This is a genomic window from Streptomyces olivochromogenes, assembly GCF_001514115.1.
GTDB lineage: Bacteria > Actinomycetota > Actinomycetes > Streptomycetales > Streptomycetaceae > Streptomyces > Streptomyces olivochromogenes.
In genome coordinates this window covers 38,092-65,087 of sequence record NZ_KQ948465.1, presented here as the reverse complement: position 1 = coordinate 65,087, position 26,996 = coordinate 38,092, and the positions used below count along the sequence as shown (strand labels likewise).

The 26,996-nt window shown below is 68.4% G+C and carries 23 protein-coding genes; 13 read left to right on the top strand and 10 right to left on the bottom strand.

Annotation, left to right across the window (positions count from 1 at the left end; translation table 11 throughout):
• Nucleotides 1-8 precede the first annotated feature (8 nt).
• The gene (locus tag AQJ27_RS33305) at nucleotides 9-518 is read left to right on the top strand and encodes an LppU/SCO3897 family protein (RefSeq protein WP_067376708.1); all 510 of its coding nucleotides are present in this window, start codon (nucleotides 9-11) and stop codon (nucleotides 516-518) included.
• 127 nt (nucleotides 519-645) lie between these two features.
• On the opposite strand, the gene AQJ27_RS33300 is transcribed toward AQJ27_RS33305, so the two are convergent.
• Nucleotides 646-2,112 (bottom strand): CCA tRNA nucleotidyltransferase, encoded by a 1,467-nt coding sequence (locus AQJ27_RS33300; protein ID WP_067376705.1) that lies wholly within the window; start codon nucleotides 2,110-2,112, stop codon nucleotides 646-648.
• 222 nt (nucleotides 2,113-2,334) lie between these two features.
• Between AQJ27_RS33300 and AQJ27_RS33295 the strand changes: the two genes are divergently transcribed.
• The 7 genes from AQJ27_RS33295 to trxA all read left to right on the top strand — a co-directional run bounded on the left by AQJ27_RS33295 (nucleotide 2,335) and on the right by trxA (nucleotide 12,216).
• Complete coding sequence (locus tag AQJ27_RS33295) at nucleotides 2,335-4,791, top strand: DUF6049 family protein (protein ID WP_067376702.1); 2,457 nt, start codon at nucleotides 2,335-2,337, stop codon at nucleotides 4,789-4,791.
• A gap of 46 nt (nucleotides 4,792-4,837) precedes the next feature.
• Nucleotides 4,838-7,141: a murein biosynthesis integral membrane protein MurJ gene (gene murJ / locus AQJ27_RS33290; RefSeq protein ID WP_067376699.1), complete on the top strand. Its 2,304-nt coding sequence runs from the start codon at nucleotides 4,838-4,840 to the stop codon at nucleotides 7,139-7,141.
• Between the two features lie 118 nt (nucleotides 7,142-7,259).
• A complete protein-coding gene (locus tag AQJ27_RS33285) occupies nucleotides 7,260-8,975 on the top strand; it encodes a protein kinase family protein (protein ID WP_067376696.1) in 1,716 nt (571 codons plus the stop codon).
• A 28-nt stretch (nucleotides 8,976-9,003) separates the two neighbouring features.
• On the top strand, nucleotides 9,004-9,735 hold the full coding sequence (gene sigM / locus AQJ27_RS33280) for an RNA polymerase sigma factor SigM (RefSeq protein ID WP_067376693.1): 732 nt from the start codon (nucleotides 9,004-9,006) through the stop codon (nucleotides 9,733-9,735).
• The gene (locus AQJ27_RS33275) at nucleotides 9,732-10,676 is read left to right on the top strand and encodes an anti-sigma factor family protein (RefSeq protein ID WP_067376690.1); all 945 of its coding nucleotides are present in this window, start codon (nucleotides 9,732-9,734) and stop codon (nucleotides 10,674-10,676) included. The genes sigM and AQJ27_RS33275 overlap by 4 nt, the downstream gene beginning before the upstream one ends.
• Nucleotides 10,677-10,860: 184 nt before the next feature.
• Complete coding sequence (trxB, locus tag AQJ27_RS33270) at nucleotides 10,861-11,823, top strand: thioredoxin-disulfide reductase (protein WP_067376688.1); 963 nt, start codon at nucleotides 10,861-10,863, stop codon at nucleotides 11,821-11,823.
• Between the two features lie 42 nt (nucleotides 11,824-11,865).
• Nucleotides 11,866-12,216, top strand: coding sequence for a thioredoxin (gene trxA, locus AQJ27_RS33265; RefSeq protein ID WP_054236436.1), 351 nt, complete (start codon nucleotides 11,866-11,868; stop codon nucleotides 12,214-12,216).
• Between the two features lie 117 nt (nucleotides 12,217-12,333).
• On the opposite strand, the gene AQJ27_RS33260 is transcribed toward trxA, so the two are convergent.
• From AQJ27_RS33260 to rpmH, 9 genes are all read right to left on the bottom strand, one after another.
• Entirely contained in the window at nucleotides 12,334-12,951 is a 618-nt protein-coding gene (locus AQJ27_RS33260) for a GNAT family N-acetyltransferase (RefSeq protein ID WP_054236435.1), read from the bottom strand.
• A gap of 326 nt (nucleotides 12,952-13,277) precedes the next feature.
• Complete coding sequence (locus AQJ27_RS33255; RefSeq protein WP_067376685.1) at nucleotides 13,278-14,372, bottom strand: ParB/RepB/Spo0J family partition protein; 1,095 nt, start codon at nucleotides 14,370-14,372, stop codon at nucleotides 13,278-13,280.
• Entirely contained in the window at nucleotides 14,369-15,442 is a 1,074-nt protein-coding gene (locus AQJ27_RS33250; protein ID WP_079065448.1) for a ParA family protein, read from the bottom strand. Before AQJ27_RS33250 ends, AQJ27_RS33255 begins: the two co-directional genes overlap by 4 nt.
• Nucleotides 15,443-15,803: 361 nt before the next feature.
• Nucleotides 15,804-16,520, bottom strand: coding sequence for a 16S rRNA (guanine(527)-N(7))-methyltransferase RsmG (gene rsmG / locus AQJ27_RS33245; RefSeq protein ID WP_067376677.1), 717 nt, complete (start codon nucleotides 16,518-16,520; stop codon nucleotides 15,804-15,806).
• A 146-nt stretch (nucleotides 16,521-16,666) separates the two neighbouring features.
• Entirely contained in the window at nucleotides 16,667-17,176 is a 510-nt protein-coding gene (locus AQJ27_RS33240) for a Jag family protein (RefSeq protein WP_067376675.1), read from the bottom strand.
• A gap of 15 nt (nucleotides 17,177-17,191) precedes the next feature.
• Nucleotides 17,192-18,484 (bottom strand): membrane protein insertase YidC, encoded by a 1,293-nt coding sequence (yidC, locus tag AQJ27_RS33235; protein WP_067376672.1) that lies wholly within the window; start codon nucleotides 18,482-18,484, stop codon nucleotides 17,192-17,194.
• A 3-nt stretch (nucleotides 18,485-18,487) separates the two neighbouring features.
• Nucleotides 18,488-18,853, bottom strand: a complete 366-nt coding sequence (gene yidD, locus AQJ27_RS33230) for a membrane protein insertion efficiency factor YidD (protein ID WP_054236429.1) — start codon at nucleotides 18,851-18,853, stop codon at nucleotides 18,488-18,490.
• Nucleotides 18,850-19,221 carry a ribonuclease P protein component gene (rnpA, locus tag AQJ27_RS52750; RefSeq protein ID WP_075031495.1) on the bottom strand — a complete coding sequence of 124 codons (372 nt, stop codon included), beginning with the start codon at nucleotides 19,219-19,221 and terminating at the stop codon, nucleotides 18,850-18,852. Before rnpA ends, yidD begins: the two co-directional genes overlap by 4 nt.
• Nucleotides 19,222-19,241: 20 nt before the next feature.
• A complete protein-coding gene (rpmH, locus tag AQJ27_RS33225; RefSeq protein ID WP_006381191.1) occupies nucleotides 19,242-19,379 on the bottom strand; it encodes a 50S ribosomal protein L34 in 138 nt (45 codons plus the stop codon).
• Between the two features lie 399 nt (nucleotides 19,380-19,778).
• Between rpmH and dnaA the strand changes: the two genes are divergently transcribed.
• From dnaA to AQJ27_RS33200, 5 genes are all read left to right on the top strand, one after another.
• Complete coding sequence (dnaA, locus tag AQJ27_RS33220) at nucleotides 19,779-21,869, top strand: chromosomal replication initiator protein DnaA (RefSeq protein WP_067376669.1); 2,091 nt, start codon at nucleotides 19,779-19,781, stop codon at nucleotides 21,867-21,869.
• A gap of 1,124 nt (nucleotides 21,870-22,993) precedes the next feature.
• Entirely contained in the window at nucleotides 22,994-24,124 is a 1,131-nt protein-coding gene (gene dnaN / locus AQJ27_RS33215; RefSeq protein WP_067376666.1) for a DNA polymerase III subunit beta, read from the top strand.
• Between the two features lie 171 nt (nucleotides 24,125-24,295).
• On the top strand, nucleotides 24,296-25,171 hold the full coding sequence (gene gnd, locus AQJ27_RS33210) for a phosphogluconate dehydrogenase (NAD(+)-dependent, decarboxylating) (RefSeq protein ID WP_067376663.1): 876 nt from the start codon (nucleotides 24,296-24,298) through the stop codon (nucleotides 25,169-25,171).
• Between the two features lie 63 nt (nucleotides 25,172-25,234).
• Nucleotides 25,235-26,356: a DNA replication/repair protein RecF gene (gene recF, locus AQJ27_RS33205; RefSeq protein ID WP_067376660.1), complete on the top strand. Its 1,122-nt coding sequence runs from the start codon at nucleotides 25,235-25,237 to the stop codon at nucleotides 26,354-26,356.
• Nucleotides 26,353-26,934, top strand: coding sequence for a DciA family protein (locus AQJ27_RS33200; protein WP_067376658.1), 582 nt, complete (start codon nucleotides 26,353-26,355; stop codon nucleotides 26,932-26,934). Before recF ends, AQJ27_RS33200 begins: the two co-directional genes overlap by 4 nt.
• Nucleotides 26,935-26,996: the final 62 nt, after the last annotated feature.

Here is a 26,996-nt window from a genome sequence, read left to right as displayed (position 1 = left end):
ACCCCTAAGTGACCACTCCGCCGCCCCAGGGCCAGAACCCGTTCGCCCAGGGCCAGCAGCCCTACGGACAGCCGCCCCAGGGCCAGGCTCCGTACGGACCGCCGCCGCAGGGGTATCCCCAGCAGCCCGCCCAGCCGGGCTTCCCGCAGCAGGGACCGATTCCCTACGCTCCGGTCGCACCGCAGCGCCCGAAGCGCGGCGTCAGGTGGTACCTGCGCATAGTCCTTGCCGTCGCGGGACTCAGCGTCGTCGTGGGCGGTTTGGTGCTCAATAACGACAGCGAGGACGCCAAGAAGCTGGCCGTGGGCGACTGCCTGTACAACAAGGGGACCGCCAACGACCCGGACGTCATCCAGGTCGACTGCACCGACTCCAAGGCCACGCACAAGGTCCTGAAGAAGGCGGACGGCGCCTCGCTTCCCTCACTGACGTGCCAGAACGTCACGGGCACGACGGCGACGCTGACGTGGAAGGAAACCGGCGAATCCTTCACGCTGTGCCTCGGGGCCAACAAGTAACCCAGCGGATCTGAACGTGACAAGGGGCGGTGTTTCACGTGAAACACCGCCCCTTGTCGTTCCCGGCACAGACCCTGGGGTCATGTTTCACGTGAAACATGACCCCGCGCGGCCCGTTCGGTGAGCCTCAGCCCTGCTCGGCCCACCACTCCTTGAGTGCCGTCACCGCAGCGTCGTGCTCCATCGGCCCGTTCTCCAGCCTCAGCTCCAGCATGAACTTGTACGCCTGGCCGATGGCCGGTCCAGGACCGATGCCCAGGATCTCCATGATCTGGTTGCCGTCGAGGTCGGGACGGATCGCGTCCAGCTCCTCCTGCTCCTGGAGCTCGGCGATGCGCTTCTCCAGGCCGTCATACGCCTGCGAGAGCGCCGTCGCCTTGCGCTTGTTGCGCGTAGTGCAGTCGGAGCGGGTCAGCTTGTGGAGGCGGTCGAGGAGCGGACCCGCGTCACGTACGTAGCGACGGACCGCGGAGTCCGTCCACTCGCCGGTGCCGTATCCGTGAAAGCGCAGATGAAGTTCGACCAGACGCGAGACGTCCTTCACGAGGTCGTTGGAGTACTTGAGCGCCGTCATCCGCTTCTTGGTCATCTTCGCGCCCACCACCTCGTGGTGGTGGAAGGAGACCCGTCCGTCGTTCTCGAAGCGCCGCGTCCTCGGCTTGCCGATGTCGTGCAGCAGCGCGGCGATCCGGAGCGTCAGGTCCGGACCATTTTCCTCGAGCGCCATGGCCTGTTCCAGGACGATCAGCGTGTGGTCGTAGACGTCCTTGTGCCGGTGGTGCTCATCACGCTCCAGCCGCAGCGCGGGAAGCTCCGGCAGCACATGGTCGGCGAGGCCGGTGTCCACGAGCAGCGTCAGACCCTTGCGCGGGTGAGCGGAGAGGATCAGCTTGTTCAGCTCGTCCCGCACCCGCTCCGCCGAGACGATCTCGATGCGCTCCGCCATGTCCGTCATCGCGGCGACGACGTCGGGGGCCACCTCGAAGTCGAGCTGCGCGGCGAACCGCGCGGCCCGCATCATCCGCAGCGGATCGTCGGAGAAGGACTCCTCGGGCGTACCCGGAGTGCGCAGGACCCGCGCGGACAGGTCGTCCAGACCGCCGTGCGGATCGATGAACTCCTTCTCCGGCAGCGCCACGGCCATCGCGTTCACGGTGAAGTCACGGCGCACGAGGTCTTCCTCGATCGAGTCGCCGTAGGACACCTCGGGCTTGCGCGAGGTCCGGTCGTACGCCTCGGAGCGGTACGTCGTGATCTCGATCTGGAAGGACTGCTGGACGTCGTCCACGCGGGCGTCCTTCTGCGCGCCGACGGTGCCGAAGGCGATCCCGACCTCCCAGACGGCGTCCGCCCAGGGCCGCACGATCTTCAGTACGTCATCGGGGCGGGCGTCGGTCGTGAAGTCCAGATCGTTGCCGAGCCGGCCAAGGAGGGCGTCCCGGACCGAGCCACCGACCAGGGCGAGTGAGAACCCCGCCTCCTGGAAACGGCGGGCGAGGTCGTCGGCGACAGGGGACACCCGCAACAGTTCACTCACCGCGCGGCGCTGCACCTGGCTCAGGGCACTGGGGTTGTCTTCGTTGGCGTTCGGCACAACAGAAAAGGGTACGTGGCCGAGGCACTCGCGGGCGCCTCCATAAAACGTGCACAGCGATCCCCTTCTCATGGGGGGATCAATACTTACGCATACAGGACACTCGGCCCTGTCTACTGATCTTGTGGAGCGGTCCGCGGCACTTACCCTCAGCGCGCATCGTTACCATGCGTGGACGCACATTCCGACGACCACTGACAATGACGAGGGACGGGCGAGCGCGTGGCCGAGGCGGCAGACTTCCAGGGGATGAGTCCCTCACCTGCCCGCCGGTGGCTGCGGCGCACCGGCACACTGCTGGCCGGTGCGCCCCTGCTGGCCGGCGTGCTCCAGCTGCCCTCTTCCCCGGCCGCACACGCCGCTCAGACGGCCGCTGTGGCCGACGCCACCGGATCTGGCACGGTGGACATCTCCCTCGACTCGCTGACCCCCAGCGCGCCCACGGAGGGCGACACGATCACCGTCTCCGGTTCGGTCACCAACAAGGGCAAGCAGACGGTCACGGGCGCGCACGTGGGCCTGCGGGTGGGCCCGACCCTCCAGGGCCGGGTCGCCATCGACGACGCGGAGAAGCGCACCGGGTTCCAGCTGGGGCCAGACCCCCTGGAGGTCGGCGGCAAGTACGTCGAGAAGTTCTCCAAGCTCGCCGCGGGCGTCTCACAGCACTTCAGCATCTCGGTGCCCGTCAAGGACCTCAACCTCGACTCCGACGGGGTGTACCAGCTCGGCGTCTCCCTCACCGGCCAGACCGCCGCACAGCCGTGGGACCAGGTGCTCGGCATCAAGCGGACGTTCCTCCCCTGGCAGCCCGCCGGCGCCGACACGAAGACGAAGACGACGTATCTCTGGCCGCTGATCTCGACGGTCCACCTGCGGGCGGAGACCGGCTCGGACGCGCAGCAGACGCCTGTCTTCCAGAACGACGACCTGGCCAAGGAGATCTCCCCAGGCGGCCGCCTGGACCAGCTCCTGTCCCTGGGCGGCGACCTCGACGTCACCTGGGTCCTCGATCCGGACCTGCTGGCCTCCGTCGACGCCATGACGCGCAGCTACCAGATCAAGAACGGCGACACCACGACGGCAGGCAAGAACCAGGCCGTCGCCAAGGCGTGGCTCGACAAGCTCGAGAAGACCGTCGCGGACAAGGAAAAGGAAGTCGTCGCTCTCCCCTTCGCCGACCCCGACCTCGCGTCGCTGGCGCACAACGGCAAGGACGTCACGGGCTCCCTCAGCCACCTCAAGGACGCCACGACCGTGGCCTCCAGCACGGTGCAGACGATCCTCCATGTGAAGCCGGACACGGACTTCGCCTGGCCCGCCGAGGGCGCGGTCGATCCGTCGATCGTCAAGGTCGCCACCTCCGCCGGCGCCGACAAGGTGATCGCCCGCAGCGACAGCCTGCGCGAGACCGGCGGGCTCACCTACACGCCCACCGCCGCCCGCCCCATCGGCGGCGGCACGACGGCGGTGGTCGCGGACTCCAGGCTGTCGACCGCGTTCGATGGCGACATGGCGAAGGCCGACAACTCGACGCTCGCCGTGCAGGAATTCCTGGCCCAGAGCCTGATGGTCGATCTGCAGGAGCCGAGCAAGCAGCGGAGCATCGTGGTCGCCCCGCAGCGCATGCCCTCCGTGAGCCAGGCCCAGACCATGTCGACGGCGGTGAGGGCCCTCCAGGACGGGAACTGGTCCGACTCCCAGAACCTCTCCGCGGCCGCCAAGGCCAAGCCGGACCCGAGCGCCACGACGAAGGTGCCCTCGGCGTCCTCGTACCCCTCCTCGCTGCGCAAGCAGGAGCTGCCGCGGTCGGCCTTCGAGCAGATCCAGCGCACACAGAGCACGCTCGACAACTTCAAGGTCATCCTCACCGACAAGTCCCGCGTGGTCACTCCCTTCGGTCGGGCCATAGACCGAGGGATGTCCACGTCCTGGCGCGGCCGTGCCGACCAGGCGGGGACCTTCCGCGACGGCGTCGAGTCGTACCTCGACGACCTCACCGGTCTCGTCAGGCTGATCGACAAGTCCGACGCGAAGCTCTCGGGCCGCAGTGCCACGATCCCCGTGACGGTGCAGAACAACCTCGTGCAGGGCGTCCACCACCTGGTGCTGCGTCTCACCTCACAGCAGCCCACTCGCCTCAAGATCGGCAACGACGCCTTCGACGAGCGGCCGATCCAGGTCGCGGGCGAGCACAGCCAGTCGGTGAAGTTCACCACCTCCGCCAAGGCCAACGGTCCGGTGACGGTCGTCGCGCAGTTGTTCACGGACGACGGCCAGGCGTACGGTCCCCCCGTCAAGTTCGAAGTGAAGGTCACCGAGATCACTCCCACGGTGATGCTGGTGATCGGCGGTGGCGTCCTGCTGCTCGTGCTCGCCGGATTCCGGATGTACACCCAGCGCAAGCGCGCGGCAGCCCGCCAGGCCGAGGAGGAGCAGGAGAACACCCCCGACACCGAGGGCGACACCGAGGGCGGGACGGAGGCCCTGAACGGCGTGAACACGGACGCCGGGGGCACCGTAGACACTACTGAGGACACCGAGCGCTCCGAGGACGGTCCCGACGGGGAGTCCACGACGGAGTCCGGGGCAGACGACCCGGAGCACCCGAGTGACCCGACACCGGACACCGCACCGGAAAGCACCGACCCGTCCGGCACGGGTGAGAGAGTGGACCGTTGAGCGATGTCGTGGCCGGTGGGCCCGGGGACGATGAGGTGGGGTAACCATGAACGCGCCGTACGACGGTGACCGCGGCCAGGGCGCGGGCAACTCGGGCTACCCCGAGGGCCACCCGGACCAGGCCGCGGGCGGCTCGGGCTACCCGGACCAGGGCATGGCCAACACCGGCTACCCCGAGGGGTACCCCGAGGGGTACCCGGAGGGGCCACCGGCCGACCCCGCGCAGCAGCCGCAGGGGCAGTACCAGGACATGTACTTCCAGGACGCCTACACCCAGGATCCGTACCGGGCGCAGGACCTCGCCGCCCAGGATCCGGTGACCGAGGCGCTCTACGACCGTGCGGCGCACCCCCCGCCGCCCCCTGGCTCCTACTACCCGCAGCAGCCGCTCTACGCCCAGCCGCCCACCTCGCAGTACACCCCCGACCCCCGTGTGTGGGCCCAGACGCCCCCGCCGGAGCCCGCGGGCCCGACGCGGCACCTGCCCTACGGCGAGGACGCCCGCACGACCCAGTTCGTCGGCGTGGACGACCTGGTGACCCAGGCCGGCGAGCAGCAGCACGAGCCCGACGCCTTCGCCCACCTCTTCCGCGACCAGGGTCAGGCAGGCACCCGTACGTCCGTCGCCCCGCCCGGCGTACCGTCGCCGGCCCATGAACCGGCTCCGGCCGCCCCGCAAGCCCCCGCGCCCGAACCGGCGCCCGCCGCGAAGAAGCCCGGCGGACGCGCGTCGGGCCTGCTGAAGTCGAGCGCGGTGATGGCGGCGGGCACGCTGGTGTCGCGCCTCACCGGCTTCATCCGCTCCGCGCTGATCGTCTCGGCCCTGGGTATCGGCTTCCTGGGCGACTCCTTCCAGGTCGCGTACCAGCTGCCGACGATGATCTACATCCTCACCGTGGGCGGTGGCCTCAACTCGGTCTTCGTGCCGCAGCTGGTACGCGCCATGAAGGACGACGAGGACGGCGGCGAGGCCTTCGCCAACCGGCTGCTGACCCTCGTCATGGTGGCGCTCGGCGTACTCACCGCACTCGCGGTCTTCGCCGCCCCGCTGCTCGTCCGGATGCTGTCGACGTCGGTCGCGGACAACCCCGCGGCCAATGAGGTCGCCGTCACCTTCACCCGCTACTTCCTGCCCACGATCTTCTTCATGGGCATCCACGTGGTGATGGGCCAGATCCTCAACGCCCGCGGGAAATTCGGCGCGATGATGTGGACCCCGGTCCTGAACAACATCGTCATCATCGTGACGCTCGGCATGTTCATCTGGGTGTACGGCACCGCGGCGAACTCCGGCATGGAGGTCACCAACATCCCGCCGGACGGGCAGCGGCTCCTCGGCATCGGCGTCCTCCTCGGCCTCGTCGTGCAGGCCCTCGCGATGATTCCGTATCTGCGCGAGACCGGATTCCGGATGCGGCTGCGCTTCGACTGGAAGGGCCACGGCCTCGGCAAGGCCGCGATGCTCGCCAAGTGGACCGTGCTCTTCGTCCTCGCCAACCAGGCCGGCGCCCTCGTCGTCACCCAGCTGGCCACCGCCGCCACCAATGACAGCAAGGTCAAGGGTGTCGGTTTCTCCGCCTACGCCAACGCCCAGCTCGTGTGGGGCCTGCCGCAGGCCATCATCACGGTCTCGTTGATGGCGGCGCTGCTTCCGCGCATCGCCCGTTCGGCCCATGAGGGAGACAGCGGAGCCGTCCGTGACGACATCTCTCAGGGACTGCGCACGACTGCTGTGGCCATCGTGCCGATCGCCTTCGGCTTCGTCGCGCTCGGCATCCCGATGTGCACCCTGATCTTCGGTTCCTCGGGCACCAGCGAAGCCACCAACATGGGCTTCATGCTCATGGCCTTCGGCCTCGGCCTGATCCCGTACTCCGTGCAGTACGTCGTCCTGCGTGCCTTCTACGCGTACGAGGACACACGCACCCCCTTCTACAACACGGTCATCGTCGCCGCCGTCAACGCCGTGGCCTCCGCCGCCTGCTACTTCGTGCTTCCGGCCCGCTGGGCAGTGGTCGGCATGGCCGCCTCCTACGGTCTCGCCTACGCGATCGGCGTCGGTGTCGCCTGGAGCAGGCTGCGCAAGCGGCTCGGCGGTGACCTGGACGGCAACCGCGTCCTGCGGACGTACGCCCGTCTCGGCATCGCCTCGGTGCCCGCGGCCCTGCTGAGCGGAGCGGCCTGCTACGGCATCGGCCACACCCTCGGACAGGGCGTCGGGGGCTCCCTGGCAGCCCTCCTCGCGGGCGGCATCGCCCTGCTCGGCGTCTTCTACGTCGCCGCGCGGAAGATGCGCATCGAAGAACTCAACTCAATGGTCGGAATGGTCCGCGGGCGCCTGGGGCGCTGAGGCGGGGGTACGCGCACAACCATCGTCCGTCGCCGTGTGTCGTGCATAGCGCCGGACTGTGGGCACAATTGGTTTCTGCGTCGGACAGCGCGCAACGAATGGGGAGGCGGGAACGACGGTGGCGGAACGGAGCACGGCTGCCGTCGACGTGGCAGACAACAGCGGCGATGAGCCGCTGACCGCCAAGGCGGACCAGTCCACGTCCGACGGGGTGGCCCAGAACCGGGAGCGGGAGACGGACAGCGAAGAGGCACAGGGGAGCGGCGGGACCGAGAGTCCCGGAAAGGCCTCACCGCCCGAACTGCACAGCGGTCACAAGCTCGCCAGGCGTTATCGCCTCGAGGAGTGTGTCACCCGTCTGGACGGTTTCAGCAGTTGGCGTGCCGTGGACGAGAAACTCCGCCGCGCCGTCGGTGTGCATCTGCTGCCCGCCGACCATCCACGGGCCCGCTCCGTACTGGCGGCGGCCCGTTCCTCGGCCCTGCTGGGTGATCCCCGGTTCGTCCAGGTCCTGGACGCGGTCGAGGAGAACGACCTCGTCTATGTGGTGCACGAGTGGCTGCCGGACGCCACGGAGCTGACCGCGCTGCTGGCCTCGGGCCCGCTGGAGGTGCACGAGGCCTACCAGATGGTCAGCCAGGTCTCCCAGGCCATGGCCGCCGCGCATCGTGAGGGCCTCGCCCATCTGCGGCTGACGCCCAGTGCCGTGCTGCGCACCTCCAGCGGCCAGTGGCGCATCCGTGGGCTCGCCGTGAACGCCGCGCTGCGCGGCATCAGCTCGGACACCCCGCAGCGCACCGACACGGAGGCGATCGGGGCGCTCCTGTACGCCGCGCTCACCCAGCGCTGGCCCTACGACAACGACGCCTACGGTCTGTCCGGGCTGCCCAAGGGCGTCGGCCTGATCGCCCCCGACCAGGTACGCGCCGGTGTCCACCGCGGCCTGTCGGAGCTCGCCATGCGTGCGCTCGCCAACGACGGCGCGACCGCCTCCCGCCACGAGACTCCGTGCACCACGCCGGAGGAACTGGTGAAGGCGATCGCCGAGATGCCCCGCATCCGCCCGCCGGAGCCCACGTTCACGGCCCCGCCGGAGTACCAGCGCACCTCGTACCAGCAGGGCTACGGCCGCCCCGCGCCCCACATGGGCGCCACGCAGCCCGTATCCGCCCCGCCGCCCCCGCTGCAGAGCCGCACCGGCAAGGCCCTCAAGTGGGCCGTGTCGGCCCTCCTGATCGCCGCCCTGGGCCTCGGCAGCTGGCAGCTCGCGGATGCCCTGATGGACCACAGGAAGTCCGACGACACACAGAAGACCAAGACGACGGACGGCAACGGCAAGGGCACCGACGAGACCAAGCCGGTCAAGCCGATCGCCATCAAGGGTGCGCAGGAGTACGTCGCGAAGGGTGACGCCCAGGCGCCCGGGGACGTCGACAAGACGTACGACGGCGACAGCTCGACGTACTGGCGGAGCAAGAGCTTCGTCGACGGTCCGCAGATGAAGCCGGCCTTCAAGCCCGGCGTCGGCATCGTCTACGACCTCGGTTCGCAGCAGACCGTCACGGCGGCTTCGATAGGGCTCCGGTACCCCGGTGATCACACGACGATCACCCTCTACGGGACGGACTCGATGAGTTCCGCGACGCCGGTGGATTCGATGACGAAGATCGGGACCATCACGACGAGCGGCACCAGCGCGAAGATCACGGTCAGCAAGAAGGTGAAGACCCAGTACGTGCTGCTCTGGATCACGGCGATGCCCTACGCGTCCGGTGATCAGTACAGCGGCGCCGGCTACAAGCAAGCCATCACGGACGTGAAGTTCACCGGCTGACGTTCGTCGACGAAGGGGAGGGGGTCCGATGGCCGATGAGACCGGATACGGCGACGCAAGCGATCAGGACCTCCTCGCCCGTCACGTAGCGGGCGACCACGAGGCCTTCGGCGAGATCGTGCGGCGCCATCGCGACCGGCTCTGGGCAGTCGCCCTCAGGACGCTGGGAGACCGCGAGGAGGCCGCTGACGCCGTCCAGGACGCACTGGTCTCCGCCTACCGGGCCGCTCACACCTTCCGCGGCCAGTCGGCCGTCACGACCTGGCTGCACCGCATCACGGTGAACGCCTGCCTGGACCGCGCCCGCAAAGCCGCATCCAGGAAGACGTCTCCCGTCGATGACACCGAACGCCTGGAACAGCTCCTCGAACCACACGAGTCCGCCTCCGCCCCGGCCGAGCGCAACGATCTGCACCGCGAGCTGCTGACGGCACTGAGTACGCTCCCGGCCGACCAGCGCGCCGCTCTCGTCCTCGTGGACATGCAGGGCTACCCCGTGGCAGAGGCGGCCCGCGTCCTCGATGTGCCCGTCGGCACGGTGAAGAGCCGTTGCGCACGGGGCAGAGCCAGACTGCTGCCACTGCTCACCCATCTCCGTGTGGAGAACGGAAGCGGCGAGGGAAGCAACAAGTCGGGCGGCGGAAGGAACCGGACGCAGGGGACATCCGTCCCACCGGCAGCGGGACCGCACGATGCAGGTCCACGCGATGCAGGACCAAGCGATTCAGCTGCTGTGAAGGGCGGAGGTGGGCGAGCGTGACATCCACGACGGATACGGCCGGGCACCCGGATGTCGCGGAGATCTCCGACCTCTCCGAGGGTCTGCTCCCGCCTTCCCGCACCGCGGACGTACGGCGACACCTCGACGAGTGCGTGCTCTGCGCCGACGTGTACGACTCCCTGGAGGAGATCCGGGGGCTGCTCGGCACTCTGCCGGGCCCCACGCGCATGCCCGATGATGTGGCCGGCCGTATCGATGCCGCCCTTGCCGCGGAGGCTCTGCTCAGTGCCACGGCGCCCGACCGCGAAGCGGTCGAGGACGACAGCGCGGGTGTTTCACGTGAAACATCGCTCGCCGGGGTTTCACACACGTCGGGCGAACCGGGCCCTGCTTCCCTCACTGACCGTCCCTCGGGACGTCCCCACGCCGCCACCGGCCCCGGTCGCTCACGGCGGGGCCGCCGTGGGCGCCGCAGGGTGGTCGTCCTCGGCACGGTGTTCACGGCCGCCGCTCTCGGGCTGGGTGCGATCCTCGTGCAGTCGCTGGGCGACGGCTCCGGCAAGGGTCCACAGACGGTGACACAGCAGGGAGCGAAGGACACTTTTTCCGAGGGGAAGCTGAAGACTCAGGTCGCGGATCTGCTCGCGAAGAACAAGAGCGCGAGCACCCCCTCCGCCAGCCCGAAGCATCCTTGGGGGGTCCAGTCCAACGAAGCGGGCAACGGATCCGCCGGGGTCGACACCTTGATCACACCCACGGTGCAGATCCCCGACTGTATTCAGAAGGGGACCGGAAGCGCCGCGACGATCCTCGCGGCGCAGCAGGGCACGTACAAGGGGACGACGGTGTATCTCGTCGTAGTGCCCGACGCCTCCGACAGCACGAAGGTCACGGCGTACATCGTCGAAGCCGCGTGCGTAAAGCAGGCTTCGGCGTCCCCTGGCAAGCTCCTGCTGACACACTCGTACGCCCGCTCCTGAGCGCCTCGTCGTCGACCGGCCGCCTCCCCAGTAACCCCATGGCATCCCTGTGCGGTGTCTCGTCTCCGTGTGCCCGGACACAGAGGGAATGCAAGCCCCTTAGGATCCGTTGGGTGGGGTGAGAGTTCTGAGAGAGGCTCCCACCGGTAGAACGCAGCAGTCTCCAGAGACGAGGAATCAAGCCGTGAGCGACGTCCGTAACGTGATCATCATCGGATCCGGGCCTGCCGGCTACACGGCAGCGCTTTACACCGCGCGCGCGTCGCTGAAGCCGCTGGTCTTCGAAGGCGCCGTCACCGCCGGTGGTGCGCTGATGAACACGACCGAGGTGGAGAACTTCCCCGGTTTCCAGGACGGCATCATGGGCCCCGAGCTCATGGACAACATGCGCGCCCAGGCCGAGCGCTTCGGTGCCGAGCTGATCCCGGACGACATCGTCGCCGTCGACCTGACGGGCGAGATCAAGACCGTGACGGACACCGCGGGCACCGTGCACCGCGCCAAGGCCGTCATCGTCACGACGGGCTCGCAGCACCGCAAGCTCGGTCTGCCCAACGAGGACGCGCTCTCCGGACGCGGGGTCTCATGGTGCGCGACCTGTGACGGCTTCTTCTTCAAGGACCATGACATCGCCGTGATCGGCGGTGGCGACACCGCGATGGAGGAGGCCACCTTCCTCTCCCGCTTCGCCAAGTCCGTGACGATCGTGCACCGCCGAGACACCCTGCGCGCCTCCAAGGCGATGCAGGAGCGTGCCTTCGCCGACCCGAAGATCAACTTCGTCTGGGACAGCGAGATCGCCACGATCGAGGGCGACCCCAAGCTTGCCGGCCTGAAGCTGCGCAACCTCAAGACCGGTGAGATCTCCGACCTGGCGGTGACCGGCCTGTTCATCGCGATCGGCCACGACCCGCGCACCGAGCTCTTCAAGGGCCAGCTCGACCTGGACGAGGAGGGCTACCTCAAGGTCGAGGCGCCTTCGACCCGGACGAACCTGACCGGTGTCTTCGGCGCCGGCGATGTCGTCGACCACACGTACCGCCAGGCGATCACCGCGGCCGGCACCGGCTGCTCCGCCGCCCTCGACGCCGAGCGCTACCTCGCTGCCCTCGCGGACAGCGAGACCGCCGCGGCTGCCACCGTCTGACCCCCGTCCGCCCCACCGCACCAACCAGTTAAGGAGCCCGCCGTGGCCGGCACCCTGAAGAATGTGACCGACGATTCCTTCGAGCAGGACGTCCTCAAGAGCGACAAGCCCGTCCTGGTGGACTTCTGGGCCGCCTGGTGCGGTCCGTGCCGCCAGATCGCGCCGTCCCTCGAGGCGATCGCCGCGGAGTACGGCGACCAGATCGAGGTCGTCAAGCTCAACATCGATGAGAACCCGGGTACGGCCGCCAAGTACGGCGTCATGTCCATCCCGACCCTGAACGTCTACCAGGGTGGCGAGGTCGCCAAGACCATCGTGGGTGCGAAGCCGAAGGCCGCGATCGTCCGCGACCTGGAGGACTTCATCACCGAGGGCGCCGAGAAGACCGTCTGACCGGAAGCGCCGTCCTGCAACGGCGGCGATGTTTCACGTGAAACACGAATGGGCCAGCCCGGAAGGGCTGGCCCATTCGCATGACGGAAGAGTTTGCGTCGGCGGGCGGCACCACGGCTACAGAGGACGAAGCGCCGGCTCCTTCTGTACCGCTCCCAGGAGGCGGTCCAGAGCCAGCTCCACATCTTCCTTCCAGGAGAGCGTCGTCCGCAGTTCCAGCCTCAGACGGGGGTACCTGGGGTGGGGGCGCACCGTCTTGAAGCCGACCGCGAGGAGATGGTCGGCGGGGAGCACGCAGGCCGGTTCCTTCCACCGTGCGTCCCCAAAAGCCTCGATCGCCTTGAAGCCTCGGCGCAGCAGATCCTTGGCGACTGTCTGGACCATCACCCGGCCGAGTCCCTGTCCCTGATAGCCCGGCATGATGAAGGCGGTCATCAGTTGGACTGCGTCAGGTGAGACCGGGCTCGTGGGGAACGCCGTGGAGCGGGGTACGTAGGCGGGCGGTGCGTACAGCACGAAGCCCACCGGCACGTCGTCCACGTAGACGACCCGGCCGCAGGATCCCCACTCCAGCAGGACGGCGGAGATCCACGCCTCCTTCTCGAGTTCGGGCCTTCCCGCCTTTACCGCGGCTTCCCCACTGACGGGATCCAGTTCCCAGAAGACACACGCGCGACAGCGCTTGGGAAGGTCCGGAAGGTTGTCCAGCGTGAGCGGTACGAGCCGGCGCCCCATGAAGGATGTTCCTCGCTTCCTTCGCCCGCGGCGTCGCGAGCGGCTGTCAGAGCGCTTCGCTCCCTGAGCAGACTGCCGATGAACCCACCGACCGCCCCCAGTCCCAGGCCCGCGGTCACCAGTCCGGTACGGCTCACGGTTTGCATGGCCCCCGCCTCCCCGATGAAGGTGTCGCCAGGTGGATGCGCCATACCCGATCGCATCGTATCCACGATGCGATTGCATCGATACCGCCTGAAAGCAAAGAGCAGGCCGTGTTCCGGTACACACCGGACACGGCCCGCTCTTGTGGTCGACCGACGGGAACCACCCCGTCGCCGGGCGGCTCAGGCCTCCGTGTCCTCGGAGTCGTCGTCCAGGAGGCTCCTCTGGAGAACGCCTCCCTCACCGGGGGCGAGGGAGCTGAGGATCCGCTCGAGGTCGTCCATCGAGGCGAACTCGACCGTGATCTTTCCCTTCTTCTGCCCCAGGTCGACCTTCACGCGGGTCTCGAAGCGGTCCGAGAGGCGGGTGGCAAGGTCACTCAGTGCCGGGGAGAGCCGGGTGCCGGCTCGCGGTCCCTTGGAACGCGGAGCGGTCTGGGGGCGCGATCCCATGAGGGTGACGATCTCCTCGACGGCCCGCACCGACAGTCCCTCGGCCACGATGCGGTGGGCCAGCCGGTCCTGCTCCTCCGAGTCCGCGACGGAGAGCAGGGCGCGGGCGTGGCCCGCGGAGAGCACCCCGGCGGCGACACGACGCTGAACCGCCGGCGAGAGCTTCAGCAGCCGCAGGGTGTTGGAGACCTGCGGGCGCGAGCGGCCGATACGGTCCGCCAGCTGGTCGTGCGTGCAGTTGAAGTCCTGCAGCAACTGGTCGTAGGCGGCGGCCTCTTCCAGCGGGTTCAGCTGGGCACGGTGCAGGTTCTCCAGCAGTGCGTCCAGGAGAAGCTTCTCGTCCTCCGTGGCCCGCACGATCGCAGGAATGGCCTCAAGCCCCGCCTCGCGGCAGGCACGGAAGCGCCGCTCACCCATGATGAGCTCGTAGCGCGCCGGCCCCACCTGACGCACGACGACCGGCTGGAGAAGCCCGACCTCCTTGATGGAGGTCACCAGCTCGGCAAGAGCGTCCTCGTCGAACACCTCACGAGGCTGACGCGGGTTGGGGGTGATGTAGTCGAGGGGCAGTTCAGCGAAGTGAGCACCGACCGGTGCGGAGGGCACCTCCTGGCTCCCGATCGCCAGCGACTCCTCTGTTTCATGTGAAACAGGCGGCAGTGTGGTCACCTTCGCCGCTCCGACCCCGCGCTCTGCCGTGAGCACGGGTCCAGCCGCCGACGAGGCGGAGGCTCCGCCTGTCGGCGAGGGAACCGTCTTCTCTGTCGGAGCCGCGGGGATCAGTGCGCCGAGGCCCCGCCCCAGCCCTCGTCGTCGCTCACTCACTGGATCCCCTCCACCATGTTCTGACTGTTCTGTACGCCCACATGGGCGTTCTGCGCGTCGTACGCCACTCCGACTCCGCGGAGGGCGATTTCTCGTGCGGCCTCAAGATACGAGAGGGCGCCGCTCGACCCTGGATCGTAGGTCAGCACCGTCTGGCCGTAGCTCGGGGCCTCGGAGATACGGACCGAGCGAGGAATGCTCGTCCGCAGCACCTCGTCACCGAAGTGGCTGCGCACCTCGTCCGCGACCTGGGACGCGAGGCGCGTCCGGCCGTCGTACATGGTGAGCAGGATCGTCGAGACATGGAGGTCGGGGTTGAGATGCCCCCGCACCAGGTCGACGTTACGAAGGAGCTGACCCAGGCCTTCCAGCGCGTAGTACTCGCACTGGATAGGAATGAGGACCTCCGCACCGGCGACCAGCGCGTTGACCGTGAGGAGGCCGAGCGACGGTGGGCAGTCGATGAGGATGTAGTCCAGCGGCTGCTCGTACGCCTGGATCGCTCGCTCCAGCCGGCTCTCCCGTGCCACCAGGGACACCAGCTCGATCTCCGCACCGGCGAGATCGATCGTGGCAGGCGCGCAGAAGAGGCCCTCGACATCAGGGACCGGCTGGACGACTTCGGAGAGCGGCTTGCTGTCGATCAGCACGTCGTAGATGGAAGGCACCTCGGCGTGATGATCGATGCCGAGCGCCGTGGAGGCGTTGCCCTGAGGGTCGAGGTCGATCACCAGGACACGGCCGCCATGCAGGGCAAGCGAGGCAGCAAGGTTGACCGTGGTCGTGGTCTTGCCCACCCCACCCTTCTGGTTGGCGACCACCATGACGCGGGTCTGTTCGGGCCGTGGCAGGCCCTCCCCGGCGCGACCCAGCGCCTCTACCGCCAGTTGGGCAGCACGACCAATAGGAGTGTCGTCCATTGGGGGCGGTGTTTCACGTGAAACATCCTCCCCCATCGACTCGGTACGGGGACCGGGGACCGGATCGGTCATCGGTCCCGCGATGTTGGCGTCGGACCGCAAGGATTCACTCTCCTCGACTTCAGGCTCGCAATGAACAGAGCCTCCCATGCCTTCGGGGTCGTGAACCAGCGAGGCCCGTTCTTCTGTGGAGAAATCCACCTCTGTGGACAACTCCGCACCCTCCGCGAGTGAACCGAGAGGCTTCCGGTCGCGGGGTTCGGCCGCGGCGCGGCCGCGACTGATGATGCCGTGCAGCAGTGAGCGACGTTTCACGTGAAACACGATGCCTAGCGGCCAGGGCCTTCGCGGCGCGACACTCCGAGATGCGTAGGTTTGGCAGCTTGTGTGGAGTACGGCTCGCCGTCAGGACGGATCAGCCGGGTCGTCAGGACGGATCAGCCAGAGTGACAAAGAACTCCCGGCTCCGCCCTGCGGAACCGGGAGTCCACGATCCATTTCGCGCTCGGGATCAGCGGCGACGGCGCGTCCGCCCCGTCCGGGCCGCCTTCGCCCTCTTCGCGGCGAAGCGCACGCCACCCGGGCTCTCCCCGACCTCGACCCGCACCACGGTCGACAGCGGGTCCACAATGCCCTCGCCGACGTGCAGGATGGACGTCTCCACGGCGCCGAGCTTGCTGAGGGCCGTCGCGGCGCTCTTCAGCTCCTCCTCAGCGGTGTCGCCCTTGAGAGCCAGCATCTCGCCGTACGGACGGAGAAGGGGGATGCCCCACGTCGCCAGCCGGTCCAGTGGGGCAACAGCCCGGGCCGTCACCACGTGGACCGCCGGCAGCGTTCCCATGACCTCCTCGGCGCGGCCGCGCACGACGGTGACATGGTCGAGGCCGAGGAGCTCGACGACCTCGGTGAGGAAGTTGGTCCGCCGCAGCAGCGGTTCCAGCAGAGTGATCTTGATGTCTTCCCGGACCAGGGCCAGCGGAATGCCGGGCAGTCCCGCGCCGGAGCCGACGTCGCACACGGTCACACCTTCGGGCACGACCTCGGAGAGCACCGCGCAGTTCAGCAGGTGCCGCTCCCACAGCCGGGGCACCTCGCGGGGGCCGATCAGTCCCCGCTGCACTCCCGCCTCGGCCAACAGCTCCGCGTACCGGACCGCGTCTGCGAAGCGATCGCCGAATACCTCGCGCGCCTGCTCGGGCGCAGGGGGAAGCTCCGCTGCCTCCGTCACGGGGACCGTCCTTCCGTACCGCATAAGCGCGCTGAGCGCTGACCACCAGGGCTATCAGGGATTACCAGGAACTACGAGGGACTATCAGGCTGACAAAGTTCGGCCCCGCCTGCTCAACAGACGGGGCCGAGGAACCTTCGTACCGATCAGGCGGGAAGCACGACGACGAAGCGCTGCGGCTCCTCGCCCTCGGACTCACTGCGCAGACCGGCGGCCTTGACCGCGTCGTGGACGACCTTGCGCTCGAAGGGCGTCATCGGCTTCATCTTCACCGGCTCGCCGGAGCTCTTCACCTCGGCCGCGGCCTTGGCGCCCAGCTCGGAGAGCTCCTCGCGCTTCTTGGCGCGGTAGCCCGCGATGTCCAGCATGAGCCGGCTGCGGTCCCCGGTCTCCCGGTGAACGGCCAGGCGCGTGAGCTCCTGGAGGGCCTCAAGCACCTCGCCATCGCGACCGACCAGCTTCTGCAGGTCACGGCTGCCGGCGTCGCTGATGATCGAGACAGCGGCGCGGTCGGCCTCGACGTCCATGTCGATGTCGCCGTCGAGATCGGCGATGTCCAGCAGACCCTCGAGGTAGTCCGCCGCGATCTCGCCTTCCTGCTCAAGGCGGGTCAGGGTGTCGCCCTCAGCGGCGGCGGAGGTGGTGCCTTCCGTCACGGGATGGACTCCTTCTTACTTCTTGGACGGGGACTTGGGTCGCTGCGGACCCTTGCGCTGTCCGGACTGGGCTTTGCTGCGGGTACCGGTGCCCGGCGTGTTGCCGCCACCTGCCGGCTTTGCGGCGGGCTTGGCGTCCTGCGGCTCGTCGGACTTGGTCAGCGAGGTCTTCGGCTCGGGCTCACCCGCAGCCTTCGCCCCACCGGCCGCCGCGCCCGACTGACGCTGGGACTTGGACTGGCGCTTCGGCTGCTGACGCTTGGGAGCGCCGCCGGTGGTGGTCGTGGTGCCGTCCTCGGCCTCGACAACCGTCTCGGCCTGACCCTTCACCACAGTGCCGTCAGCCTGGGCCACCAGGCCCACCTTCGTCAGGCTGTTGATGAACTTGCGCTCGAACTCGTTGCGGTCGCGGCCCTTGGTGACGATCGCCTTGACGATGGCCTTCTCGCCACGGCTGCGCGTCTTCTCGTGGTGCGTGACGTGCTTCTGCAGGCGCTCGAGGTACGCGGCCTGAGCCTTGGAACCCGGGGTCGGGTTGTTGCGGATGACGTACATCTGCTGGCCCATGGTCCACACGTTGGTGGTCAGCCAGTAGACGAGGACGCCGACCGGGAAGTTGATGCCGAAGACGGCGAACATGACCGGGAAGACGTACATCAGCATCTTCTGCTGCTGCATGAAGGGCGTCTTCACCGTAGTGTCGACGTTCTTCGTCATCAGCTGGCGCTGGGTGTAGAACTGCGAGCTCGACATCAGCACGATCATGATCGCGGTGACGACCCGGACATCGGTCAGCGTGGCACCGAGCTGGGTGACCTTGTCGGCGCTGTCGGTGAACTTCGCCGCGAGCGGTGCGCCGAAGATGTGCGCCTTCTGCGCACTCTCCAGCAGGCTCTGGTTGATCACACCGATCGTCTTGCCGGTCGCGATGCCGTTGAGCACGTGGTACAGGGCGAAGAAGAACGGCGACTGCGCCAGGATGGGAAGGCACGAGGAGAGCGGGTTGGTACCCGTCTCCTTGTACAGCTTCATCATCTCTTCGGACTGGCGCTGCTTGTCGTTCTTGTAGCGCTCCTGGATCTTCTTCATCTCGGGCTGCAGCGTCTGCATCGCCCGAGTCGACTTGATCTGCTTCACGAAGAGCGGAATGAGGCAGATACGGATCAGGATCACCAGGGACACGATGGACAGGCCCCAGGCCCAGCCCGTATCGGGACCGAAGATCTTCCCGTACACAGAGTGGAACTGGACGATGACCCAGGAAACGGGTGTCGTGATGAAGCTGAAAAGACTGGCAATCGTGTCCACTAATCAGGCTCCTTGAGCATGGGACGGGGTCTCGGCGGCCGGGCTCGAGGGATGGTCGGACATTCCATGACCCTCAATGGCCGGTTCGGCGGCGGAGTTCCCGCCCTTGCGTGCACGCCAGGCGTTACGCAGCATTTCGTGCCACCGCGGACGCTTGCGCGGCGGAACATGGTCCACGCCACCCAGCGACCACGGATTGCACCGGAGGATGCGCCAGGCGGTGAGTGCCGTTCCCTTGATCGCACCGTGCCGGTCGATGGCTTGGTAGCCGTAGTGGGAGCACGACGGGTAGTACTTGCACACAGGCCCGAGCAGCGGGCTGATCGTCCACTGGTACAGCTTGATAAGAGCCAGCAGCGGGTACTTCATCGCGCGCCCCCTCCCAGCAGCCGCTGAAGGGCGGCATCCAGGTCTCGGGCCAGCTGTTCATGGTCGGCGTCGCCCGCACCGGGCAGCGCTCGTACGACTACCAGGCTACCGGGGGGCAACTGGGCGACTCGGTCACGCATCAAATGGCGAAGTCTGCGCTTCACCTTGTTGCGGACAACCGCTCCACCCACGGCCTTGCTCACGACGAAACCCGCACGCGTCGGGGGAGCGCTCTCCCCAGGCGCGTGCGGGTCCGTTGCACCGCTACGTAGATGGACGACGAGGAGCGGGCGTCCGGCCCGGCGTCCTCGGCGTACCGCGGTCGCGAAGTCCTCGCGCCGCCTCAGCCGATGCTCGGTAGGCAGCACGACATCATGACCTGTTGTTATCAGGCGGACAGGCTGGCGCGACCCTTGCCACGGCGGTTCGCGAGAATCGCGCGGCCGGCACGGGTGCGCATCCGCAGGCGGAAGCCGTGGGTCTTGGCGCGACGACGGTTGTTCGGCTGGAAGGTGCGCTTGCTCACTCGGGGGCTCCAGAAAGAATCGGTGGTGGCGGGGTGCCGCCTTGGCTGTCACCGTGCGCCCACGAGGTAGCTCGTAATTACGCCCGAGTGCACCGCTTCCCGATCACTTGACGTGACCTGTGCCCATCGGAGGCAGGCGGCAGCAGCCATCGACAACTCGACCTGGTCACGGTACGCGCGGCTACGCCATCCGGTCAAACCGGCTCCCGGCAGGAGACACTATCCACAGGCTGGGGACAACAACTTGAACCGCAGCGGTCGCCCTGACTACCGTGGCTGAACTCCGATTCGTTCCCTTCCCACCGCCCCAGCGGATTTGTTCCCACCGCCCCACCCGACTGACTTCCCAACCTGTTCCCAGAACCACACGTTCGTGGGACCCGTGAGAGAGCGTGCCCTGTGGCTGACGTACCTGCCGATCTTGCCGCAGTGTGGCCACGAGTACTGGAACAGCTCCTCGGTGAGGGCCGCGGTCAGGGTGTGGAGGCGAAGGACGAGCACTGGATCAAGCGCTGCCAGCCGCTGGCACTGGTCGCGGACACCGCGCTGCTCGCGGTTCCGAACGAATTCGCGAAGGGCGTCCTCGAAGGACGTCTCGCACCGATCGTCAGTGACACGCTGAGCCGCGAGTGCGGCCGCCCGATCCGTATCGCGATCACCGTCGACGACTCGGCCGGGGAACCCCAGCCTCCGACGCCACCCGCCCCCCAGACCCGGTACGACGAACCCGAGCTCCCCTCCGGCTCGGGCCAGGGCCGTGACACGTACGACAGTCAGGGCGGCGACGAGCGGAACCCCTACGGCGGCCAGGGCGGCGAGGACCGCAACAGCTACGGCGGCCAGGGCCGTGACGAGCGCCACGCCTACGACTCCCAGGGCCGCGAAGACCGGGGCGGCTACGACTCCCCGGGCCGTGACGAGCGCAACCCCTATGACGCTCAGCGCCGCGACGGGTACGAGGGGTACGGCCGCCACCGCGCCGACGACCACCGGGGTGACCACCGAGGCGGTCGCTCCGACCAGCTCCCGGGCGCCCCCGGCGACCAGCTGCCGCCCGGCCGCTCCGACCAGTTGCCCTCGTCCCGCGCGGATCACCTGCCGACCGCCCGCCCCGCCTACCCGGACTACCAGCGCCCCGAGCCCGGCGCCTGGCCGCGGCACACCCAGGACGACTACGGCTGGCAGCAGCAGCGCCTGGGCTTCCCCGACCGCGACCCGTACGCCTCGCCCTCGCAGGACTACCGGCCGCAGTCGATGGAGCGCCCGCCCTACGAGCAGCAGCGCCAGGACTACGACCAGCCGCGCTCCGAGTACGAGCGCCCCGACCGCCGCGACCTCCAGGAGCCGTCCTCGGGCGGTGCGCCGCCGCACCGCGGCGGCCCCTCGCTGCCGTCCTCCAGCGGCGCTCCCGGCCCGCTGGGCGCGAAACCCGCGCCGGCGTCCGGTCCGGGCGAGCCCACCGCGCGCCTCAACCCGAAGTACCTCTTCGACACGTTCGTCATCGGCGCCTCGAACCGCTTCGCGCACGCGGCCGCGGTCGCCGTCGCCGAGGCGCCCGCGAAGGCGTACAACCCCCTCTTCATCTATGGGGAGTCGGGTCTCGGCAAGACGCACCTGCTGCACGCGATCGGGCACTACGCGCGCAGCCTCTACCCGGGCACGCGGGTGCGGTACGTGAGCTCCGAGGAGTTCACCAACGAGTTCATCAACTCCATCCGCGACGGCAAGGGCGACAGCTTCCGCAAGCGGTACCGCGAGATGGACATCCTTCTTGTCGACGACATCCAGTTCCTCGCGGACAAGGAGTCGACGCAGGAGGAGTTCTTCCACACCTTCAACACGCTCCACAACGCGAACAAGCAGATCGTTCTCTCCAGCGACCGGCCGCCCAAGCAGCTGGTGACCCTGGAGGACCGGCTGCGGAACCGTTTCGAGTGGGGTCTGATCACCGATGTCCAGCCGCCCGAGCTGGAGACCCGTATCGCCATCCTTCGCAAGAAGGCGGTGCAGGAGCAGCTCAACGCTCCGCCGGAGGTGCTCGAGTTCATCGCGTCCCGGATCTCGCGCAACATCCGTGAGCTGGAGGGCGCGCTGATCCGGGTGACGGCGTTCGCGTCGCTCAACCGGCAGCCGGTGGATCTCGGGCTGACGGAGATCGTCCTGAAGGACCTGATCCCGGGCGGCGAGGACTCCGCCCCGGAGATCACCGCGACCGCGATCATGGCGGCCACCGCGGACTACTTCGGCCTCACGGTGGACGACCTGTGCGGGTCCTCACGCAGTCGCGTCCTGGTGACCGCGCGGCAGATCGCCATGTACCTGTGCCGCGAGCTCACCGATCTCTCGCTGCCGAAGATCGGCGCGCAGTTCGGCGGCCGCGACCACACGACCGTCATGCACGCCGACCGCAAGATCCGCGCGCTGATGGCCGAGCGCCGCTCCATCTACAACCAGGTCACCGAGCTCACCAACCGCATCAAGAACGGCTGACCGGCGCGGCGGTACGCCGCCGAGGGCGCCCCGGGACACGGTCCCGAGGGCGCCTTTCGCTGTTCCGGCCCCCTGTTCCGGCCCGCGGCTCCGGCCCACTGTTCTGGCCCCCTGTTCCGGCCCGCGGCACGCGCATGCGGTGCTCGCATGCGCGCCGAGAGGGACTCAGGCAGCCGCTCCCAGAGCCTCGGGCACCCCCTCCGAGAGCACTCCGGAAGGTTCTGGACCTCGCTCCGAGGGGCCCACGAGGGGTCTGAGACCCGGTCCCAAGGGGGCTCCGAGCGCTTCTGGGGCTTGTTCCGAGGCCGTCGGCTCTCGTTTCACCGCTACCGGAACGACATCATCTGTTCGAATACGAGCCGGGTTACGGCCACTCTCCACAGATTCGGTGACTTTCTGGCGTCCACACCCTGGGGACCGCGAAGTTGTCCCGATCGTGTCCACAGGGGCCGCTGTTGAAAGACCATCAGACCAGGTCAGCCCCCTGTGGATTCGTGGACGAACATTCTCCACAGACTGTGGACGAAGAAAAGATCCACAGGGTGTGCACGAAGTTGTCCACCGGCGACCCACAGGCTGGAGCCGGTTGTCCCCAGCCATCCCCAGCTTCTCCACACCCCTGTCCACTGTTCGGCAACGTGACGCGCCCGATCACCGTGTCGAGTGAAAGGCGTCACACCAAGGTGCCGGATTGGCCTGTGGGGAACGTGGGTAAAGCTGGGGACGGATCTGGGGAGAAGTGGCCCGAGGCTGTGCATCGAGTGTGCAGAACTTTTCGTCGTCCACAGAGACCCCCGGTTGTCCACCGCCTTCGCCCACAGGGTCGGTGGACAAAAAATCCCGTCTGACCTGCGAAAACAGGGTTATCCACGGTTTCCACAGGCCCTACTACTAAGACCAACTAGATAGAGGCTGGGAATCGTTTCGAAGACGGGGCTGTGCACAACTCGCTCTCGGAGGCTCAAGTGCCGCTCGGCACGACTTGACCCCGAGGGGCACCGACTGTCAGTGCGGTGCGTCAGACTGGTCCCCGGTGTCCTGCCCGCCACAGGGCTGAACGACACCGAGTCAGACGACGAAGGCCAGCAGGGCGAGAGCGCCGGCAACAGACGGAGGCGGCAACGGTGAAGATCCGGGTGGAACGCGACGTACTCGCGGAGGCAGTGGCCTGGGCGGCACGCAGCCTCCCGGCCCGTCCGCCGGCGCCTGTGCTCGCCGGCCTCCTTCTGAAGGCCGAGGAGGGCTCCCTGAGCCTCTCCAGCTTCGACTACGAGGTCTCGGCACGCGTCTCCGTGGACGCGGAGGTCGACGAGGAGGGCACGGTCCTCGTCTCTGGCCGCCTGCTCGCGGACATCTGCCGCGCCCTCCCCAACCGGCCGGTGGAGATTTCCACAGACGGTGTACGGGCGACCGTGGTCTGCGGCTCCTCGCGATTCACACTCCACACCCTGCCTGTGGAGGAGTACCCCGCGCTGCCGCAGATGCCGTCGGCGACCGGCACCGTCCCCGGTGAGGTCTTCGCCTCGGCGGCCGCCCAGGTGGCCATCGCGGCGGGCCGTGACGACACGCTGCCCGTGCTCACCGGTGTGCGCATCGAGATCGAGGGCGACACGGTCACGCTGGCCTCCACCGACCGCTACCGCTTCGCGGTCCGCGAGTTCCTGTGGAAGCCGGAGAACCCCGATGCGTCCGCGGTGGCCCTGGTGCCCGCCAAGACGCTCCTGGACACCGCCAAGGCCCTCACGAGCGGCGACAGCGTGATCCTGGCGCTGTCCGGCTCGGGCGCCGGCGAAGGCCTCATCGGCTTCGAGGGGGCGGGCCGGCGTACGACGACCCGCCTGCTGGAGGGCGACCTGCCGAAGTACCGCTCGCTGTTCCCGACGGAGTTCAACTCCATCGCGGTGATCGAGACCGCCCCCTTCGTGGAGGCCGTCAAGCGTGTGGCCCTGGTCGCCGAGCGCAACACCCCGGTGCGTCTGAGCTTCGAGCAGGGCGTGCTGATCCTGGAGGCAGGCTCCAGCGACGACGCACAGGCTGTGGAAAGGGTCGACGCGCAGTTGGAGGGCGACGACGTCTCGATCGCCTTCAACCCGACGTTCCTGCTCGACGGCCTGAGCGCCATCGACTCGCCGGTGGCGCAGCTCTCCTTCACGACGTCCACGAAGCCCGCGCTGCTGAGCGGCAAGCCCGCGGTGGACGCCGAGGCGGACGAGGCCTACAAGTACCTGATCATGCCGGTGCGCCTGAGCGGCTGAGTGAGGTGAGCCCGCCGGACGGTCCGTCCGACCGGTCCGGCGGGCGCATCCACAGGTGGGGCGAACGCCTGAGCGGCTATGCCCACAGGTGTGCGTGAGCGTCCGGGTTTAGGCTCAGACACAGGTACGAAAGTGCCCTCACGCCACGTCGCAAACCTAAGGAACAACCTGATGGAGCTCGGTCTCGTCGGCCTCGGCAAGATGGGCGGCAACATGCGCGAGCGGATCCGCCGCGCAGGTCACACCGTCATCGGATACGACCGCAACCCGGACCTCGCCGATGTCCACAGCCTGGAAGAGCTTGTGGGCAAGCTCAAGGGTCCGCGCGTGGTGTGGGTGATGGTCCCGGCCGGTGCCGCCACGCAGTCCACCGTCGACCAGCTCGGCGAGCTCCTGGAGCCCGGGGACGTCGTCGTGGACGGCGGCAACTCCCGCTGGACGGACGACGAGAAGCACGCGGAGGAACTGGCCGCCAAGGGCATAGGTTTCGTCGACTGCGGCGTCTCCGGCGGCGTCTGGGGCCTGGAGAACGGCTATGCGCTGATGTACGGCGGCGACGCCGAGAACATCGCCAAGGTGCAGCCGATCTTCGAGGCACTCAAGCCGGAGGGCGACTTCGGCGCGGTGCACGCCGGCAAGGTCGGTGCGGGGCACTTCTCCAAGATGGTCCACAACGGCATCGAGTACGCCATGATGCAGGCCTACGCCGAGGGCTGGGAGCTCCTGGAGAAGGTCCACTCCGTCACCGACGTGCGGGAGGTCTTCCGCTCCTGGCAGGAGGGCACGGTCATCCGTTCCTGGCTGCTGGACCTGGCGGTGAACGCCCTGGACGAGGACGAGCACCTGGAGAAGCTGCGCGGTTACGCACAGGACTCCGGCGAGGGCCGTTGGACGGTGGAAGCCGCCATCGACCACGCGGTGCCGCTGCCCGCGATCACCGCGTCGCTGTTCGCGCGGTTCGCCTCGCGGCAGGAGGACTCGCCGCAGATGAAGATGGTCGCGGCGCTGCGCAACCAGTTCGGCGGCCACGCGGTCGAGACGAAGTAATCCACAGATCCACAGGCCGTGCGGCGGTGGATCCACAACCCTGGGGGAGGTCGGCGAACGACCATGCACGTCACGCATCTGTCGCTGGCCGACTTCCGCTCGTACGCCCGGGTCGAGGTCCCGCTCGACCCGGGCGTCACCGCGTTCGTGGGCCCCAACGGACAGGGCAAGACGAATCTGGTCGAGGCGGTCGGCTATCTCGCGACCCTCGGCAGCCACCGCGTCTCCTCCGACGCGCCGCTGGTGCGCATGGGCGCCGACCGGGCGATCATCCGGGCCAATGTCCGCCAGGGCGAGCGCCAGCAACTCGTCGAGCTGGAACTGAACCCCGGCAGGGCCAACCGCGCCCGCATCAACAGGTCCTCGCAGGTCAGACCCCGTGATGTGCTCGGCATCGTGCGCACCGTGCTGTTCGCGCCCGAGGATCTCGCGCTGATCAAGGGCGACCCCGGTGAGCGGCGCCGCTTCCTGGACGAGCTGATCACCGCCCGCTCCCCGCGGATGGCGGGCGTCCGCTCCGACTACGAGCGGGTCCTCAAGCAGCGCAACACCCTCCTGAAGTCGGCCGCGTTGGCCCGCCGTCACGGCGGCCGCACCATGGACCTCTCCACGCTCGACGTGTGGGACCAGCACCTCGCGCGCGTGGGCGCCGAGCTGCTGGCCCAGCGGCTCGACCTGGTCGCCGCGATCCAGCCGCTGGCCGACAAGGCGTACGAGCAGCTGGCCCCCGGCGGCGGACCCGTCGCCCTGGAGTACAAGTCGTCCGCGCCCGGCGAGGCGCACACCCGCGAGGACCTGTACGAGCAGGTGATGGCGGCGCTCGCCGAGGTCCGCAAGCAGGAGATCGAGCGGGGCGTGACCCTCGTAGGACCCCATCGGGACGATGTGGTCCTCAAACTCGGCCAGCTGCCCGCCAAGGGATACGCCTCCCACGGCGAGTCCTGGTCGTTCGCGCTGGCGCTGCGCCTGGCCTCGTACGACCTCCTGAGGGCCGAGGGCAATGAACCGGTGCTGGTCCTCGACGACGTCTTCGCCGAGCTGGACAGCCGCAGAAGAGAGCGCCTCGCCGAGCTCGTCGCTCCCGGCGAGCAGGTCCTCGTGACGGCCGCGGTCGACGACGACGTACCGGGCGTACTGACGGGGACGCGTTACGCCGTCTCCGAGGGCACGGTGGAGCGGGTATGACGGAGAACACACCCGGCGGATCGGCCGCCTCCGAGGGAGCTCCGGAGAAGGGCCCGGAAGCGGCCTCCAAGAAGACCCCCGAGCACTCCGGCGTCGACCTCGCGCGCGTGGCGTTGCGCGCCGCGAAGGAGCAGGCACGGGCGCGGGGGGACGCGGCGCAGCAGAAGAAGCAGGCGCGGCGCGGCGGCCTGCGCTCCGGCGCGCGCGCCGACGGGCGTGATCCGATGGCGCTCGGCGCCGCGATCAACCGGCTGCTCACCGAGCGCGGCTGGGAGACGCCGGCCGCGGTGGGCGGTGTGATGGGCCGCTGGCCGCAGATCGTCGGCGAGGACCTGGCCAAGCACTGCGTCCCGCAGAAGTACGACGAGGACGAGCGGGTGCTGACCGTGCAGTGCGACTCGACGGCCTGGGCCACCCAGTTGCGGCTGCTCGCCCCGCAGGTGGTCGCGCGGCTGAACCAGGACCTCGGGCACGGCACGGTGCGGCTGATCAAGGTGCAGGGCCCCAACGGTCCCGCGCGCCGTTTCGGCCCCTTGCGCGCCCCCGGAAGCACGGGTCCCGGCGACACCTACGGGTGACAGAGGCCACATCGAGGGGCCCCTGCGCGGGAGTGCACGCGGTTGCGAACACCGACCTGACT

Excerpts from the sequence above, each read along its gene's own strand:
- yidD (WP_054236429.1), bottom strand. The coding sequence starts at position 18,853 with ATGAAGTACCCGCTGCTGGCTCTTATCAAGCTGTACCAGTGGACGATC.
- AQJ27_RS33260 (WP_054236435.1), bottom strand. The coding sequence starts at position 12,951 with ATGGGGCGCCGGCTCGTACCGCTCACGCTGGACAACCTTCCGGACCTT.
- recF (WP_067376660.1), top strand. The coding sequence starts at position 25,235 with ATGCACGTCACGCATCTGTCGCTGGCCGACTTCCGCTCGTACGCCCGG.
- murJ (WP_067376699.1), top strand. The coding sequence starts at position 4,838 with ATGAACGCGCCGTACGACGGTGACCGCGGCCAGGGCGCGGGCAACTCG.
- AQJ27_RS33250 (WP_079065448.1), bottom strand. The coding sequence starts at position 15,442 with ATGGGAGGCTCTGTTCATTGCGAGCCTGAAGTCGAGGAGAGTGAATCC.
- gnd (WP_067376663.1), top strand. The coding sequence starts at position 24,296 with ATGGAGCTCGGTCTCGTCGGCCTCGGCAAGATGGGCGGCAACATGCGC.
- sigM (WP_067376693.1), top strand. The coding sequence starts at position 9,004 with ATGGCCGATGAGACCGGATACGGCGACGCAAGCGATCAGGACCTCCTC.
- AQJ27_RS33200 (WP_067376658.1), top strand. The coding sequence starts at position 26,353 with ATGACGGAGAACACACCCGGCGGATCGGCCGCCTCCGAGGGAGCTCCG.